Raw genomic sequence first — 15,644 nt, 5'->3', positions numbered from 1 at the left:
CGCCGTTTGTCTTGCTCCGCTGGACATGGCAAGGTTGCGCTTGAAAAGAAGAATTGAGCGGGAGAGACGCCATGAAGAGCTTCAAGGTCGCCGATTTCAAAGCGCCGCTGAAGGAATTCGACGAGCCGACGCCGCAGCCCTCGGGCACGCAGGTGCTGATCAAGGTGAAGGCGTCCGGCGTCTGCCACAGCGACCTGCACATCTGGGAAGGCGGCTATGATCTCGGCCACGGCCGCAAGCCGCTCTCGCTCAGGGATCGCGGCATCGCTTTGCCTCTGACCATGGGCCATGAGACGGTCGGCGAGGTGCTTGCATTCGGTCCAGACGTGACACCATCGGACCAGGGCGACCTCAGGAAAGGCGACATCGGTCTCGTCTATCCCTGGATCGGCTGCGGCAAATGCGCGACGTGTCTGGCCGGTGACGAGAACATGTGCCTGACGCCGCGCTCGCTCGGCGTCTATTGCGACGGCGGCTATTCCGATCACATGCTGGTGCCGCATCCGCGTTACCTTCTCAATCTCAGGGGGCTCGATCCCGCGACCTCCGCGCCCTACGCCTGCTCCGGCGTGACCACCTACAGCGCGCTGAAAAAGGTCGAGCAGCATTTCGACACGCCGATTGTGATGTTCGGCGCCGGCGGCCTCGGCCTGATGGCGCTGTCGCTGCTCAAGGCGATGGGCGGCAAGGGCGCGATCATGGTCGACATCGATGCGAAGAAGCGCGAGGCGGCCGAGAAGGCCGGCGCGCTCGCCACCGTCGATCCCAAGGCGCCGGATGCGCTGGAGCAGCTCGCCAGGAAGGCAGGCGGCCCGATCCGCGCGGTGATCGATCTCGTCGGCAACGCCGCGACCACGCAGCTCGGCTTTGACTGCCTGACCAAGGGCGGCAAGCTCGTCATCGTCGGCCTGTTCGGTGGCGGCGCCACCTGGGCGCTGCCGCTGATCCCGATCAAGGCGGTGACGATCCAGGGCAGCTATGTCGGCAATTTGCGCGAGACGCGGGAATTACTCGACCTTGTTCGGTCAAGGAAAGTGCCGCCGATCCCCGTGACGCCATTGCCGCTCAACAAGGCCAACGACGCGCTCGTGCAATTGCAGCAGGGTGCGGTGGTCGGACGCACGGTGTTGACGCCGTAGCCTTGTTCCGTCATTCCGGGTTCGGTCCTTTGGACCGCCCTGGAATGACGCCCCTTCGACAGGAATCCCCATGTCCGCAAATAACGCCTTCCACATTACCGTGCTTGCCGGTGACGGCATCGGTCCCGAAGTCATGGCGCCGGCCCTGGAGGTGCTGCGCAAGGTCGGCGGGAAGGCAGGGCTGAGCTTCCGCTTCACCGAGGCGCCCGCCGGCGCCAACAATTATCTCGCCACCGGCAAGTCGATGCCGGATTCGACGATCAAGCTGTGCGAGGAAGCGGATGCGATCCTGCTAGGGGCCTGCGGCCTGCCGTCGGTGCGTTATCCCGATAACACCGAGATCGCGCCGCAGATCGAGCTGCGCTTCATCTTCGATCTCTATGCCGGCGTGCGCCCGGCACGCCTCATCCCGGGCGTGCCGAGCCCGATCGTCGGCGCGGATCAGCGCGGCATCGATCTCGTCGTCATCCGCGAATCCACCGAGGGCCTGTTCGCCTCGATGGGCAAGGGCATCGTCACGCATGAGGACGCGCGCGAGACGATGGTGATCACGCGCAAGACATCCGAACGCCTGTTCGAGTTCTCGTTTCGTCTGGCCGAGCGGCGCAAGGCGCGCGGCCGGCCGGGCGCGCTGACCTGCGTCGACAAGGCGAACGTGTTCAAGGCCTTTGCCTTCTTCCGCGGGATTTTTGACGAAACGGCCAAGCGGCATCCGGATGTGAAGGCCGATCGCCTCTATGTCGACGCCTGCTCGGCGATGCTGGTGAAACGGCCCTGGGATTTCGATGTGATGGTGATGGAGAACATGTTCGGCGACATCGTCTCCGATATCACCGCCAGCCTGATCGGCGGCCTCGGCATGGCGCCGTCGGCCGACATCGGCGACCGCTACGCCGTGTTCCAGCCTTGCCACGGCACCGCGCCCGACATCATGGGGCAGGGCAAGGCCAATCCCACCGGCATGATCCTGTCGGCTGCGATGATGCTCGACTGGCTCGCCGACAAGCATGGCGTGGAAAGCGCCGCGGAGGCCGGCGAGCAGATCGAGCGCGCGGTCGATAAGGTCTATGCCGGCGGCATCAAGCCGATGGAGTTCGGCGGCAGCAACGGCACCGCCGATATCGCGAAAGCGGTGCTTGCGGCGCTGTAAGCCGTGTACCCATAAAATGCGCCTGATGTCCGCTTGTTCGCCGACAGCGGCTCAATAGCGGACGTCGCTGTACGTCGCCGAAGGGCAAATAGGCGACATGGCGAGCTTGGCTTGATATAAAAAAAGGCCGCCAACTGAGGCGAATGGCACGGGCTTCGCCAACAACGGAGGTCGCGCATGACCATGAACAGCATTGGTATCCCCGAAGGTTTCGAGCCTCACTTCCGCAAGAGCCCTTTCACCGATCCTTGGGAACCGCTCTATTCAAAGCGGACGGACAAAGCCGTGATCATCGGATTGCGGCTGGCCAGGCCGCACACCAATGCGCGTGGTAATGTTCATGGCGGACTGATCTCCGCGCTTGCTGACAACGCAATGGGTAATAGCTGCGGACAAGCGATTGGCTGGGCATCGTCGCTGGCGACGATCACTCTTGCGGTCGACTTCACCGGCATCGCGCAGATCGGGCAATGGCTCAGCGTGGAAAGCGAAGTGATCAAGACCGGCAGAACGATCTGCTTCGCGCAAAGCCTAATCAAGGCCGACGACAGTGTAATCGCACGGGCGAACGCCACGTTTCGCGTGGTGCCGAAGCACGAGGGCGACACTCATCCCCGTTAGCCGCACTAGGTCCGCTTTGGGTCAAATTGCGAAGAATTCAACGTGAGCAAATCCAGTCCGCTTCACCGCGCTGAGCGGACCTTGACGAGACGTGCCTCCCTTCGCTGATGAGCCTATTTCGGAAGTGCTCGCTTCTGGATGCGGAATCAGTTCGATGCCGCCCCAAATGGATCTTGCCGGCCGACCGGTGAGGTCAGGGTCCGCACGGACGTCACATTCACCGACGCAGAGACGAGCGATGTGCTATCATTGAAGCCCAACGAAGGAGCTTGTCGAAACCCGCGGCGCACACTGAGATGGGTGTTCAGATGATCACAATTCCAGAACTGGTAGCGCAGACTTTGGCGTCGTTTCTGACCTCTGATACACGAGATCGGTTTGGCTCTTCGCATGCCCGCCTGGCTGAAGTTCTCCCCTTTGCGGCCAGGCTCACATTGGAATGCATTGGCAACAGCGACGCCCTGTATCACAACATAGAGCACTCGATGCTCGCTACTCTTGCCGGGCACGATATCCTGATGGGACGAATGCTGTTGCGACCAACGACAGTCGTCGACTATGCGAATTTTACCCTGGCGTGCCTCACCCATGACATCGGGTACGTGCGCGGAGTCGTTCAGGGAGATAACGACGATTCCTATGTCGCAGATTTGACTGGCCGCATGGTTCGTCTCCCACGGGGCGCGTCTGACGCCGCGCTCGCACCCTATCATGTGGACCGCTCAAAATTGTTCGTCTTGGAACGCCTCGACGACATCGAAGATATCGACGCAAGCCGAATTGCCCGAGCCATAGAATTTACGCGCTTTCCCTATTCGGAATCCTCAAACGACAGTTTGATGGAAGAGGAGGGTATGTTGCTGCGCGCCGCCGATCTTATCGGTCAGCTTGGTGATCCCAACTACCTGAGAAAGTCAAATGCTCTGTTCTACGAGTTCGAGGAAATCGGTTTAAACAAAAAGCTCGGCTATGAAACGCCTGCCGACGTGGTTTACAAATACCCGCAATTTTATTGGAACAACGTTGCTCCACAAATTCAGGCCGCGATACGCTATCTCAATATCACCTCGAGCGGTCGGCAATGGATAGCAAATCTTTATAGTAATGTTTTCCGGGCCGAGCGCGAGCCAGGTCTATCTGGTCCGCAGCCTTGACTACGTTTGATCGGACCGCCCGGGGAGGCCGGTCCGATGGCGGCGAAGGCCAGTGGAAATTGAATGTCTATTTCATGTCTTATGATCCATAGTGTCTCCTGTGGACGACATGTCGCTGTCAGACGCAGGAGAAGTTAGTTGGCTGCGCGATTGCTCTTTACGAACGCTGGTCACGCTCCGAGCAACAATCTGGCCCGCAGCTTGCGAAAGGGTGCCGAGCCTGTCTTCATAGTCGGCTGCAATGACGACCAGTTCACTCTGAAGAAATCAGACGCGGACAGGCACTATGTCGTTCCGCCCGTGGACCATCCGGAATGGTCTCAGGCACTGCGATGGATTGTCGAAACAGAACGTCTGGATCTCATTGTTCCTACGGTAGATTCTGATCCGGATAGCTTGTCGCGCGTGCGTAAGCACCTGAGTGAGTACCTGTTTCTGCCACGCGCATCCGTGCTCGAAATCTGCCGGGACAAAAACCGTCTCATTGCGCTGTTGCGCGACAACGGCATCGACGCCCCCGCGAGCTATCAGGTGAAGGATCTGAGGCACATCACCAAGATCTTTCAGGAATTGAGGGGCGGCAGGCCACTGTGGTGCCGTGTTCGGGACGGGGCCGGCGCGCTCGGCGCGCTGCCAGTCCGGACGCCGGAGCAGGCGCGCAGCTGGATCCGGTACTGGAAGGAGATGCGCGGCGTGCCCGTCTCCGCGTTCATGCTTTCAGAGTAACTGCCAGGCCGCGATTTCGGCTGTCAAAGCCTTTGGAAGGATGGCGAGCTGGTGCTGATCAAGACCTATGAACGGCTTTCCTATCTCGGGACGGGCAGCCAACCAGCGGAAGTGTCTTCGGTCGCGGCCCTCGCAAAGACCGTGTTCGAACCGAAGGTCGTCGACACCTGTACACGGGCAATCCGATTGCTTGATGCAAAGGTGTCCGGCGTTTTCAGCGTGGATCTCAAAGCGAATGCACGCGGCGTTCCTTGCATCACGGAAATCAACGCAGGCCGGTTTTCGTCAGCAACCAACATCTTCGATCTGGTTGGAAAGCACAACATGGCCGCGAGCTTTGTCCGGCTGGCGCAAGGTGAGCCGGTCGATATTGAGAACAGTTACGACGCGGCTCCGGATTGGTACATGCTCAGAGGCATCGATGGCACTCCGTGCATCTTCCACGCCTCCGAATTCTCCGATAACATCAGAAAACCTTGGCAAGGGGCAGGCTCCCGTCGGGGCCGCTTGCAGGCAAGGGGCAAATAGCATGGCGGATATCAAGGTCTACAAACGAGTGAACAAGGGTCGCACGTTTATCCGGGTGGCGGCCACACCCAAAAGCACAGAGACGCGCAAACTGCTTCGTCAATTCCAGGCCGAGGTAAGAGAATTTGAGAAAGAATGGAAAGCGACCGGGGCCTATCGTGACGCGCAAAAAGCCAAGAAAAAGAAGAAGGCTGCGAAGTAGCGAAACGGAGCAACAGGTCGTCGCTACGGTCACGATCGATCGAGACCTCGATAGCCATCAGCTGGAGACGATCCAGCTCGAGCTGCGAGCTCTCGCGCGATCCTGCGGGCTGGAGGTGAGCAGCATCGAGGTCGAAACGACCACTCGCCGCTAGCCCGCATTTTCGTGCCCGGTTTTCCGGGCGCGCGCGTGCTCGTCCGCGCCGCAGTTCGGCTGACCTAAAGCGCGATGAGACCAAGATGAATCGTGATCGCGCTTTAGGTTATTGTTTGAGCATGATCTCCGCGCAAACGCGTTCCGCGTTTGTCGCGAGGGAAAACCGCTGCACATTTTGCGCTAGCGCGGCCTTCGGGTCCGGATCATGCTCTGGTCCCGGGAAGATTGAGCTAGCTGCCACACGCGGCATGCTCCTCCTGCGAGAACTGCATCCCGAGTTCCGAGAACATGGCTGCGGCGATGTTGAGGTGCTGTTCGGCGCTCGTCTGCTGGCCGATCCATCGGTAGCGTTTTCCGAGCCCGAGGTGACATTGAGCCGCGAGAGGTCGCAGACCGAGCTCCTCGGCCCTGCGCAGCGCCTCGAGAAAATTTGTCTGGCATTCATCAAGGTGAGCAGGGTCTGTCGCGCCAAGCTCAGCGAGCAATCGCAGGGCGTAAGCTTCGTTGCCGCGCTCGCCATGTTTGCGTGAAAGCATCAGTGCCCGTTGGCCGCACCGCTCAGCCTCGACCGCCCGAAGCTTTCGAAGGTAAGCCTCACCTAACCGGACCAGGGTCATGGCGAGCCCGCCCATGCGGTGCATTGCGGTCGATTCCCGTTCGGTTTCCTCCAACAGGACGATGGCCTCGTCGAGGCGATCGGAGAGGCAATAGGCATATCCAAGGGACGTGCCGATGAGTGGTATCATCAGTGGCAGAATCCATGAGCGGCAGAGCTCGAGGCCCTGCTCAAGGACGCTGATGCCTCGCGGCGCCTCGCCCCGAAGGGCTAGAACAGTACCAGCTCCGTAAAGAGAGAACCCAAGGCTGTAGACGTGGTTGGCAACTCTGGCAATTTCCATGGCCTCTTCCGCAAGGCGCAAGGCCTGGTCGAACTCGCCGAGTTCGGCAAGCGAACACACCAGATAGACCCGCCTGAAAACGCCCTGAACCCCGGTCGTTCCCATCGTGTCGGAGGCGAGATCACCTCGCAGGCGCTCAACAGCCTCAGACAATATTTGTACCGCACGACGATGATCTCCCCGTGCCGCCAGAGCTGCTCCTAAATGCCCACTGACTATCGTCCGAAGCGACAGGTCATCCAATTCCTCCGCTATGGCCATCGCGCGTTCGCCCGCCTCGATCGCCGGGCCCAACTCGCCAAGCAAGCGGTAGTATTGGCATATGAACGATGATGCCTGACCAAGCCTTCGCTTGTCCGCGAGCTGTATCGCCTGCGCCTCCACTCTCTGCAGTTGGCCCAGGCATTTCTCAAGGTGGCCCAGGGGATGAAGTGCGTTTCGGAGATCAAAGCGAATATCGATGGCAAGTTCGATATTGTCTTTGGTTTCGGGCAACTTCTCGATGATCGCGAGCGCCTGTTCGAACCAGACCCGCCCGTTCTCGAGCGCCGACCGCGAGAGCGCCTTCAGTCCGGCTTGCCGCAGGTATCGAACAGCCTTGTCCGGCAACTCTCCACGAACCGCATGTTGCGCAAGGCGCTCAATGTGCTCGCCGATCCGGTCCCGATACAGAGTCTCAATCGTGCCGACCAGTCGCGCGTGCAGCGCGCGCCGCCGCGTCCGCAGCAAGCCGTCGTATGTTACATCGTGGGTGAGCGCGTGTACAAACGAGTACTCTACGTCCGGAAAGAGCCCGGACTCGTAGAGAAAGCCGGCCGCCAGCAGCCGATCCAGCGCGCCGTCCAGTGCGCCTTCCGTCAGGTCGGCCATCGGCCGAAGTACCGCCAACGGAGTCTCGCGGCCCGCAACTGATGCGATTTGCAAAAGATTCTTGTCACCGGGAAGCAGCCGATCTATGCGCGCCGCCAAAATGGCCTGGACGGTAGGTGGAACCTGAACATTCCCGGTCGGACGCAACAGTCGATAGTGACCGCGTTCTCCGGCGAGGTATTGGGTCTCCACCAGCGAGCGGACTGTTTCTTCAATGAAAAAGGGATTGCCGCCCCGTGCGATCAGAAGCTGCTTGAGTGACGCGAGTTCAGGATCTTCACCCAGGAGTGCCTCCAGCAGATAGCGCGTGTCGCGGGTCGGCAACGCGCTCAGCCGGATCTGACGGTAGTTTTCCTTGCTCCCCCAGTTGTGCTGGTAGTCGGGGCGATAACTGACAAGCAGCATAAGGCGAGCCGAGCCCAGGACGGTGACCAAAGCATCGAGCAATTCCTGCGTTTCGTTATCCACCCAATGGAGGTCCTCGAAGATCAAGAGGACCGGTTGCTTGCAAGCCTCCCGCAGCAACAAACTCTTCACGGCATCGATATTGCGACGTCTGCGCTGAATCGGATCGAGCGCATGCCAGCTTTGGTCCTCGACCGGGATATCGAGCAGTGCCAGAAGCGCGGGAAGCGTCGGCTCCAGCCTTTCGTCGAGAGCGAAGATTTTCTCGACCACCTTTCGACGCATCTCGTGAAGCTCATCCCGGTCCTGGATGCCAAAGTAGCTCTTGAGAAGCGCGATGACCGGCAAGTAGCTGGTCGCTCGTCCATGCGAGATCGACGTACTATCGAGTATCAGCCAGCCAAGCAGACCGAGCAGCCGATTGGCATGGGTGAACTCATAGACGAGACGTGACTTGCCCACGCCCGCCTCACCAATGACCGCCACCGATTGGCCCGATCCCGTGTCGGCTTGCTGCTGTGCGCGACGCAGCTCATCGAGTTCGGCCTCGCGGCCGATGAACTGGGTTAGGCCCCGAAGCGTTGCGGCCTGCAAACGCGTGCGCGCGGGCCCCGCTCCGATGAGCTCATAGACCTCCTCGGGCTCGGCAAGCCCCTTAATCGGCAGCGGCCCCAGCGACCGCGCCATGATGTATCCCTCAGCCAATCGGATGGTCTTCTTCGTCGTCAAGATCGAGCCTGGCTGCGCCATCTGCTCCATGCGAGAAGCCACGTGCACGGCCTCACCGACAACGGTGTATTCCATGTCAAGCTCGTTGCTGATCGCGCAGATGACAACTTCGCCCGAGTTGAGCCCAACGCGAATCTCGAGGGGCTTATGATCAGACGGATCGGTACCGTCAGCCAATTTGGCCATGGAGTCCTGCATCATCAGCGCGGCGTAACAAGCCCGCACGGCATGATCCTCATGGGCGAGCGGCGCGCCAAAAATCGCCATGATACCGTCACTAAGGATCCTGTTGACCGTACCCTCATAGCGGTGGACGGCCTCGCACATCCGCTCGAGCACAGGGTTGAGGATCGCCTGCGCGCTCTCCGGATCTTGGCCGGATATCAGGGCCAGTGAGCCCGTGATGTCTGCGAACAGCACGCTCACCTGCTTTCGTTCACCCGCGGGTTCGGCGGTAGCGGTGAGAACGTCGTCAGGGATGAGTTGGGCAGTCTGTGGTCTCACCGCCTGAGAGCGGGCAGACAGGTAGTTTGCGGCACCCTGACCCGTTGCGTGACCGCAATGCGAACAGAACTTGGCCGTCGGCGAAACCTCAGTGCCGCAGTTCGCGCAAACGCGTGTCAGTGCTAAAGCACATTGTTCGCAGAACTTCGCCGCTGCGCCGTTTTGGTGCTGGCACCTCGGGCAAATCATTTAGGTCCCTGCGAAAAGCCGTTCCCACGGTACCGTCGAACTCCATTGTCAACAAGCTGGTAATCGGCCCAGCGGCGAGGCCGGCGGCCCAAAAGACCTGCATTTGACGCAATTAAAGGCTTCGCTGGCTTTCGTGCCGCGTGCGCTGGCATTTGGCTTCCAGACTGGTAGCGAGCCCGACCTTCCCAGAGCAGGGCGGACCTGACGAATTCACCGCTCCGCCCTAGCGTCCGCGGAATTGCGGCTTGCGCTTTTCCATGAAGGCTTGGCGGCCCTCGCGAAAATCTTCGCTGTCCATGCAGGCTGTACCGACCTGCTTGATCGCGTCCATGTCGCGCTGGCTCTCGTCCTTCAGCACCTCTGCAATGGTGATCTTGGCGGCCTTGATCGCGAGCGGCGCATTCCCGGAAATCGTCTCGGCGATCGCCATGGTCTCGCCCCAGAGCTGATCGTCGGGGATCACGCGCTCCACGAGCCCGATCCGCAGTGCTTCCGCCGCATCGATGCGCATGCCCGTGTACATCAGCAGTCGCGCCCAGGATGGGCCGATCAGCGAGACCAGGTGGCGCAAGCCGTCATAGCCATAGGCGATTCCGAGCCTTGCCGCGGGGATTCCGAACTGGCTGCTCGCGGCGGCGATACGGATATCGGCGAGCATTGCGACCTGCATGCCGCCGCCGAGGCAGAAGCCCTGGATGCAGGCGATCGTCGGCTTGGGGTAGTCTGCGAGCAGCGCCCGCTGCACGGCGCTGCGCTTCGCGTAGTCCTCGGAGGCTGCCGCGTTGTGGCGCTGCTTCTCGAACTGGCTGATGTCGGCACCCGACACGAAAGCCTTGCCACCGGCGCCGCGCAGGATCACCACGCGCACCGTGTCGTCGTCGCGCAAGCTCGTCAGCGCCTGGCCAAACCCTTCCCACATCTCCAGCGACATCGCATTGTGCTTGTCCGGATTGTTGAAGGTGATCGCGCCCACGCCGTCGGTGGAAGATTTGAGGATCTTGCCGTCGGCGAATGAAGTGTCCGGCTGGAAAACGTCTGTCATCGCGCACCCGCTTGTGTTGGCGGCTAGAGCATGATCCGGACCCAAAGGGCCGCGTTGGCGCAAAGTGTGCAGCGGTTTTTCCCTCGCGACAAACGCGGAACGCATTTTGCGCGGAGATCATGCTCAACAACCTAAAGCGCGATGACGGCTCGTCCCGATCTCATCGCGCATGAGCAATGTGCGGCAGGCGCTGCGGCGAGGTCAACCGTTCCACGGGCCCATTTCTCAGGCAGGGCACGGTTGCCTTTCGCAGATTGCGCGATGATCGACTATTGCCCCTGATTTGCCCGACGTGTCAAGTCGATTTCTGTAAATCAGCAATGCGCCATCCCCCGGCCTCGCTACTTTGCATGGGGTTGTTTTCCAGATTTTGGTCGAGCGGGCCGTGCCGGGCCTACTGCGCCAGATGCGCGGTCAGCGGATGGTTGGCGGCATTGCTGAAGAATGCGGCTTCTTCGGCCGTGGCCTCCAGCAACTGTTCGTCCTGGTTATAGACGTCGTTGCGGAACTGAATGGTCTGGTCCTTGGTCATCCACGCTGTGAGATAGATCCAGGTCACCGGGACCTTCTTCGCCATGGCGACTTCGAGATGCTGGCCGGTGGCGATTTCCGCATCGATCGCGGCGCGGCTCCACTTCGGCTGGTCCTTCAGCAGCCAGGCCGCGAGATCGCGCACGTTGTCGACGCGCGAGCAGCCGTGGGAATCGAAGCGGTAGTCGTCGCTGAACAGGTTGCGCTGGTTGGTGTCGTGCATGTAGACCGAATAGGAGTTCGGCATGTCGATTTTGACCGCGCCAAGCGCGTTGAAGGTGCCGTTCTGCTGGCGCACGGTGAAGTTCGGCGTGTGCGTGCCCGACCAGTCGACCGAATGCGGATCGATCGGATTGTCGTGAGCGTCGAGCACCTCCATGTGCATGCGCGACAGATAGGTCGGATCCTTGCGCATATGCGCGGAGATTTCGGTCTTGGCGATCGAGGAGGGCACGGTCCAGGTCGGATTGAGGACGACGCCCGTGATCTCTGTCGTCAGTGTCGGCGACTGCTTTTCGGTCTTGCCGACGATCACGCGATAGCGCCGCACCACGACGTCGTTCTCGACCGCTTCGGCAAAGGCCGCGGGGATATTGACCACGACATAGCGTTGCCCGAAGCCGAAGTTGGTGTTCTGGAGCCGCTCCAGCGACGCCTCGAGCTGCCGGATGCGCTTTTGCACCGAGACGTTCATGGCCGCGATCGTGCGCGGCGTCACCGTGCCCGTCGGCGCGAGACCGTGGCGCGCCTGGAAGCGCTTCACGGCCTCAGTCAGATCCTGGTCGAAGGGGCCGCTTGCCTTGTCGGCGGCGAGATCGCCGGAGGCGATCAGCCTCTTGCGCAGCAGCTCGTCATTGGGCCCTTGCGTGCCGAGGGTGAATTTCGCGTCCGCAGGGATCGTCGGCCAGCCGCCGCGCACGGCGAGGTCGGAGTAGCTCAGCGCGGCGTCCTTGATCCGCTGGGCCGAGCCTTCGTCGAAGGTCGGCTCATGCGATAGCGCAAGCGCGGCGGCTGAGCGTGACTCCGGGGTCGAGGCAGGCGTTGTGGCGGCCTTCGGCGCCGCCGTGTGGGCCGGATTGGCCGTCGCGGGTGTCGTACCGGCCGGTGCTGCGGTCGCGGGCTTGGCAGGACCGGCCTGGCCGGTGGTTTCGGTTTGCGCAAGGGCCGAGGCGCTCGCGAGCAGCCCAACCGCAACGATCATGGCTTGGCGCTTCAACATGTGTCTGATCTTCCCTTGGAAAGACGAGGCCCGGACGGGCGCTCGCATGATGTTCTTCTTGCGGCAGTGCCGCGGGCGCGGCTTTCGGCGAGTCGGAGGCAGGCTAGGGCATGGGGATTGCGGTCCGATTAAACGCAGGCGTCCCGGCCCATCCGCCCTCGATTTGGTCGTTCGACGGCTCGGATCGGTTCGTGAAAAACGCGAGGAAACGGACGAAAAGCAACAAGGGGGCGTTTTAGAAGGAGGGCCAAAAAGCAAAAGCCGCGCGTCAGGCGCGCGGCGAAGTCCCGTCCAATCCAGCCGCGCCCCCGCGACGCGGCGGATTGAACATCAAGTCCGATGGACGGCCGACTGCCCAGCCGTCGATCGCTCAGCTTTCGTTCGCCGCGATCGATTCCATCAGCGAAACGAGCTGACGCTGCACCGTCTGGTCCTTGATCTTGCTGTAGGCGCGCAGCAGCCGGAGGCTGAAGGCACTGTCGAGGAACAGAAGGCTCTCGACTTCGCGCGCCTTGTTGTCGCCGTCGTAGAAGAAGGTCACGGGCACATCGAGCGCCGAAGCAATCTGCTGCAGACGGGCCGCGCCGACACGATTGACGCCCTTTTCGTACTTCTGGACCTGCTGGAAGCTGACGCCCAGCTTCTCGCCAAGCTCAGCCTGCGAGATCTTCATCTCGACGCGCCGCAACCTGATCCGTTTGCCAAGCTCAATGTCCGGCTTGCCGGCACTGCGCTGCTTCATTCTCTTCGCCGCTGTTTTCATACTTTTTCTCACCGTTCTTCGGTTGAAAATCCCCCGAAGAGTTGGGTCAGGGGTTCGCCCATGTACACTTCCTTGAATTCGCGCGGATGCACGAATTCATCCTTGAACCACGGGAAGCGAGCCGGATTGAAGGCTTCGATCAGCCAGTCAATCATGTGCCGCACCCTTGGAATCCGACCGCTACCGGGATGGTAGGACAACCAGATATCCAGCGGTCGGTTCAACGCGACCTCCAGTGGTATCAACTTCCCGCCAAGCGCGATGGCATAGCTCGGGAATACGCCGATTCCGGCGCCGTTCGCGACAGCCCAGTAGTTGGCGCTTGAGACGTTGGTCTTCATGACCAGAAGGTCACGCTCCGCAACGCCCGGGAAGAAGCTCTCGAATGTTTCCTTGGCTGCGAGCTGGTCGGCGAATTGCAGCACCAGGCGGTGCTTGATCAATTCGTGAGCCGTGCGCGGAGCGCCATGTTTCTGAATGTATCTTTCGGCCGCCCAGAACATCAGATGCATGCGGCCCAGTCGCACCAGCTTGATGTCGAGCGCTGAGGGGCGCGACAGATGGATGGCGACGTCGGCCTCGTGCCGGGAGACGTCGGCCGAGCGCATCGCGCAGTGCAGGTCGACGAGGATGTTCGGATAGCTCTGCTGGAATTCGACCAGCCGCGGCGCGAGCCAGAAGGTCCCGAGCCCTTCGGTGATGGCAACCCGCACCTCGCCGGACGTGCCGGCGAGCGTATCGCTGGCGCGCATCACGTCGAAGGTCGCGGCCTCCATCCGCTCCACGGCCGAGACCACCAGTGCGCCTTCATCGGTCAGATGGGTGCCATGGACGTCGCGGGTGAACAGGGTGGACCCGATCTGGCGCTCGAAATCGTCGATTCGTCGCCGGACGGCATTAATGGAGAGCGAAAGGCGCTCGGCCGCCGAACGGAAGCTGCCGCAACGCACGACCTCAAGGAATATCCTGGCCGCGTCCCAATCCGAGAGGCCGCCGAGGAGTGCTTTCTGGCGTTCTTCCAGAGGAACGCCCCTTTCCGCCAAGAGGTGCATACAAGTCCTTTCGGCTGGCTAAACTGGCAGAAACTTGGGCAAACCACAACCACGGCGGGTTGCGGGGGTGGCGAGTTTTTAACGCCATTGTTACCGCCTCGCGGGAGGTATTGGAGTGCGCCATGACTGGGAATCGGGCAGACGATCGTCCGGATGAGGGGTATCGCGTGCGTTCCGTTGCGAGCCTTGAGAAGACCGTGTGGATATCGGGCTCTCCGAAAACGGAGGGCATTGGTCGCGAGTCCGGCTTCACGTCCATCTCCCGATTGTCCACAGCGGAAGCATCATTGCCAACAAATCCAATCATGCTGACGCGCCGTGCTTTGGCGATCACGCAAGGCTTTTCTTGCACTGGAACTGCGATTTTCGAGCCCGGACGTGCCGAAATCGTCTTCGAAGGCTCGGATTCATCGTGCTATCCTCGTTCGCAACCATGGACCGCGTGGATGGTTGCCATTCATTCTCACAGGTTGAACTAACGGAAAGAACGCTGGTGTCGCATTCAGATGAACAATTGCAGTCGGTGCTCGAAACGCTCGAGGAGTGCCGTCGGGTTCTCGGTGAGAATCAGGTCCGCGAGACAGTCGAGCTGCTCTCGATCGCCATCCTCGATTTGCGGATGAAACTCAAAGGCGTCGACAACGCCGAGCTTCGGGCCTTGTGCGACGAAATGCTGCGGGGCGCTGCCAGCGAATCCGCCTCCCGTTCCAAGCAGACGCAGGACCAGCCCCGGCGTCCGCTGCTCCGCGTGGTGAAATAACCGCGCCGCCGTCTCTCGCATCCGCGAGATTTGTGCGTGTCCCGATGCCGCACCTGTGATCACAGGCGGCATCGGGAGGAGCCTTGGTTTCCCGCGCCTCTGTTGCGCATTGCCCTGCATCGGTTACACCAAGGGCCGTTAGGCCCAAATTCCGGCGCGCTTCCCTTGCGCGCGGTGCGGGCCTTGAGATGGCCCCGACTGCATCATGCAAAATGTTTCGATCACGGCGGCGCTGCTTGCCGGCCTCGTCAGCTTCCTCTCGCCCTGCGTCCTGCCCCTGGTTCCGCCCTATCTGATCTATCTGACCGGCGCCACGATCGAGCACGTCGAGAGCGACGAGCAGCCGTCGGCCTCCAGGCGCGCGGTGATGATGTCGGCACTGCTGTTCGTGCTTGGCTTCTCGACGATCTTCATTGCGCTGGGCGCCAGCGCCTCCCTGATCGGCACCGTGATCCGCGCCTGGTCGGCCGAGCTCTCGATCCTCGCCGGCGTCGTCATCATCGTGATGGGCCTGCACTTCCTCGGTTTGACGCGCATCAACCTGTTGATGCGGGAAGGGCGGCTGCCGATCCCCAGGCCCGTGGGGCTGTGGGGCGCCTATATCATGGGGCTGGCCTTCGCCTTCGGCTGGACGCCCTGCATCGGGCCGATCCTCGCGGCGATCCTCTCGATTGCCGCAGCGGAGGCGACGGTGACCAAGGGAGCCGGTCTGCTCGCGGTCTATTCCGCGGGGCTCGGCATTCCCTTCCTGATCGCAGCGCTCCTGATCGAGCAATTCTCGGCGCTGTTCGCGCGCATGAAGGGCCATCTCGTCAATGTCGAGCGGGCCATGGGCGTGCTGATGGTGATCACCGGCATTTTCTTTCTCACCGGCGCGATCAGCAACATGAGCATCTGGCTGCTCGAGACTTTTCCGGTGCTCCAGTCGATCGGCTAGGGGCCAGATCAGGGCCTGAGGCCGGACAATAAAAATATCGAAAACAACCCCATGCAAAGTAGGCTCAT

At 61.2% G+C, this 15,644-nt stretch carries 14 protein-coding genes and 1 pseudogene; 9 read left to right on the top strand and 6 right to left on the bottom strand.

The annotated features are described in order from the left end of the window. Positions 1–71 precede the first annotated feature (71 nt). The 7 genes from NLM33_RS13445 (at position 72) to NLM33_RS13415 (ending at position 5,520) form a co-directional block, all read left to right on the top strand. The gene (locus tag NLM33_RS13445; RefSeq protein ID WP_254096518.1) at positions 72–1,139 is read left to right on the top strand and encodes an alcohol dehydrogenase; all 1,068 of its coding nucleotides are present in this window, start codon (positions 72–74) and stop codon (positions 1,137–1,139) included. 70 nt (positions 1,140–1,209) lie between these two features. Further along, on the top strand, positions 1,210–2,289 hold the full coding sequence (locus NLM33_RS13440) for an isocitrate/isopropylmalate dehydrogenase family protein (protein WP_254096517.1): 1,080 nt from the start codon (positions 1,210–1,212) through the stop codon (positions 2,287–2,289). A gap of 183 nt (positions 2,290–2,472) precedes the next feature. Then, positions 2,473–2,910: a PaaI family thioesterase gene (locus NLM33_RS13435; protein ID WP_254105792.1), complete on the top strand. Its 438-nt coding sequence runs from the start codon at positions 2,473–2,475 to the stop codon at positions 2,908–2,910. Positions 2,911–3,218: 308 nt separating this feature from the next. Beyond that, positions 3,219–4,064, top strand: a complete 846-nt coding sequence (locus NLM33_RS13430; RefSeq protein WP_254096516.1) for a metal-dependent phosphohydrolase — start codon at positions 3,219–3,221, stop codon at positions 4,062–4,064. 138 nt (positions 4,065–4,202) lie between these two features. Next, the gene (locus NLM33_RS13425; protein ID WP_254096515.1) at positions 4,203–4,790 is read left to right on the top strand and encodes a hypothetical protein; all 588 of its coding nucleotides are present in this window, start codon (positions 4,203–4,205) and stop codon (positions 4,788–4,790) included. A 51-nt stretch (positions 4,791–4,841) separates the two neighbouring features. Further along, complete coding sequence (locus NLM33_RS13420) at positions 4,842–5,318, top strand: hypothetical protein (RefSeq protein ID WP_254096514.1); 477 nt, start codon at positions 4,842–4,844, stop codon at positions 5,316–5,318. A gap of 1 nt (position 5,319) precedes the next feature. Beyond that, complete coding sequence (locus tag NLM33_RS13415; RefSeq protein ID WP_254096513.1) at positions 5,320–5,520, top strand: hypothetical protein; 201 nt, start codon at positions 5,320–5,322, stop codon at positions 5,518–5,520. A 386-nt stretch (positions 5,521–5,906) separates the two neighbouring features. Here the strand turns inward: NLM33_RS13415 and NLM33_RS13410 are convergent, their stop codons facing one another. From NLM33_RS13410 to NLM33_RS13390, 6 genes and pseudogenes are all read right to left on the bottom strand, one after another. Further along, positions 5,907–9,005 carry an AAA family ATPase gene (locus tag NLM33_RS13410; RefSeq protein WP_254096512.1) on the bottom strand — a complete coding sequence of 1,033 codons (3,099 nt, stop codon included), beginning with the start codon at positions 9,003–9,005 and terminating at the stop codon, positions 5,907–5,909. A 129-nt stretch (positions 9,006–9,134) separates the two neighbouring features. Next, positions 9,135–9,272, bottom strand: a pseudogene (locus NLM33_RS49605) (zinc-ribbon domain-containing protein); the annotation flags it as partial. Positions 9,273–9,495: 223 nt separating this feature from the next. Next, positions 9,496–10,314, bottom strand: coding sequence for an enoyl-CoA hydratase (locus tag NLM33_RS13405; RefSeq protein ID WP_254096511.1), 819 nt, complete (start codon positions 10,312–10,314; stop codon positions 9,496–9,498). 394 nt (positions 10,315–10,708) lie between these two features. After that, positions 10,709–12,064 carry a murein L,D-transpeptidase gene (locus NLM33_RS13400; protein WP_254096510.1) on the bottom strand — a complete coding sequence of 452 codons (1,356 nt, stop codon included), beginning with the start codon at positions 12,062–12,064 and terminating at the stop codon, positions 10,709–10,711. Positions 12,065–12,434: 370 nt separating this feature from the next. Then, positions 12,435–12,806 carry a helix-turn-helix domain-containing protein gene (locus tag NLM33_RS13395; RefSeq protein ID WP_020608151.1) on the bottom strand — a complete coding sequence of 124 codons (372 nt, stop codon included), beginning with the start codon at positions 12,804–12,806 and terminating at the stop codon, positions 12,435–12,437. Positions 12,807–12,835: 29 nt separating this feature from the next. Continuing rightward, positions 12,836–13,879 carry a LysR family transcriptional regulator gene (locus NLM33_RS13390; RefSeq protein WP_254096509.1) on the bottom strand — a complete coding sequence of 348 codons (1,044 nt, stop codon included), beginning with the start codon at positions 13,877–13,879 and terminating at the stop codon, positions 12,836–12,838. A gap of 433 nt (positions 13,880–14,312) precedes the next feature. Here NLM33_RS13390 and NLM33_RS13385 point away from each other — a divergent pair, with 433 nt between their 5' ends. Further along, positions 14,313–14,639, top strand: a complete 327-nt coding sequence (locus NLM33_RS13385; protein WP_254096508.1) for a hypothetical protein — start codon at positions 14,313–14,315, stop codon at positions 14,637–14,639. 205 nt (positions 14,640–14,844) lie between these two features. Beyond that, positions 14,845–15,576, top strand: a complete 732-nt coding sequence (locus tag NLM33_RS13380; RefSeq protein ID WP_254096507.1) for a cytochrome c biogenesis CcdA family protein — start codon at positions 14,845–14,847, stop codon at positions 15,574–15,576. Positions 15,577–15,644: the final 68 nt, after the last annotated feature.

This window comes from Bradyrhizobium sp. CCGUVB1N3 (assembly GCF_024199925.1).
In the GTDB taxonomy this organism is placed as follows: domain Bacteria; phylum Pseudomonadota; class Alphaproteobacteria; order Rhizobiales; family Xanthobacteraceae; genus Bradyrhizobium.
This window is presented reverse-complemented; position numbering and strand designations above follow the sequence as displayed.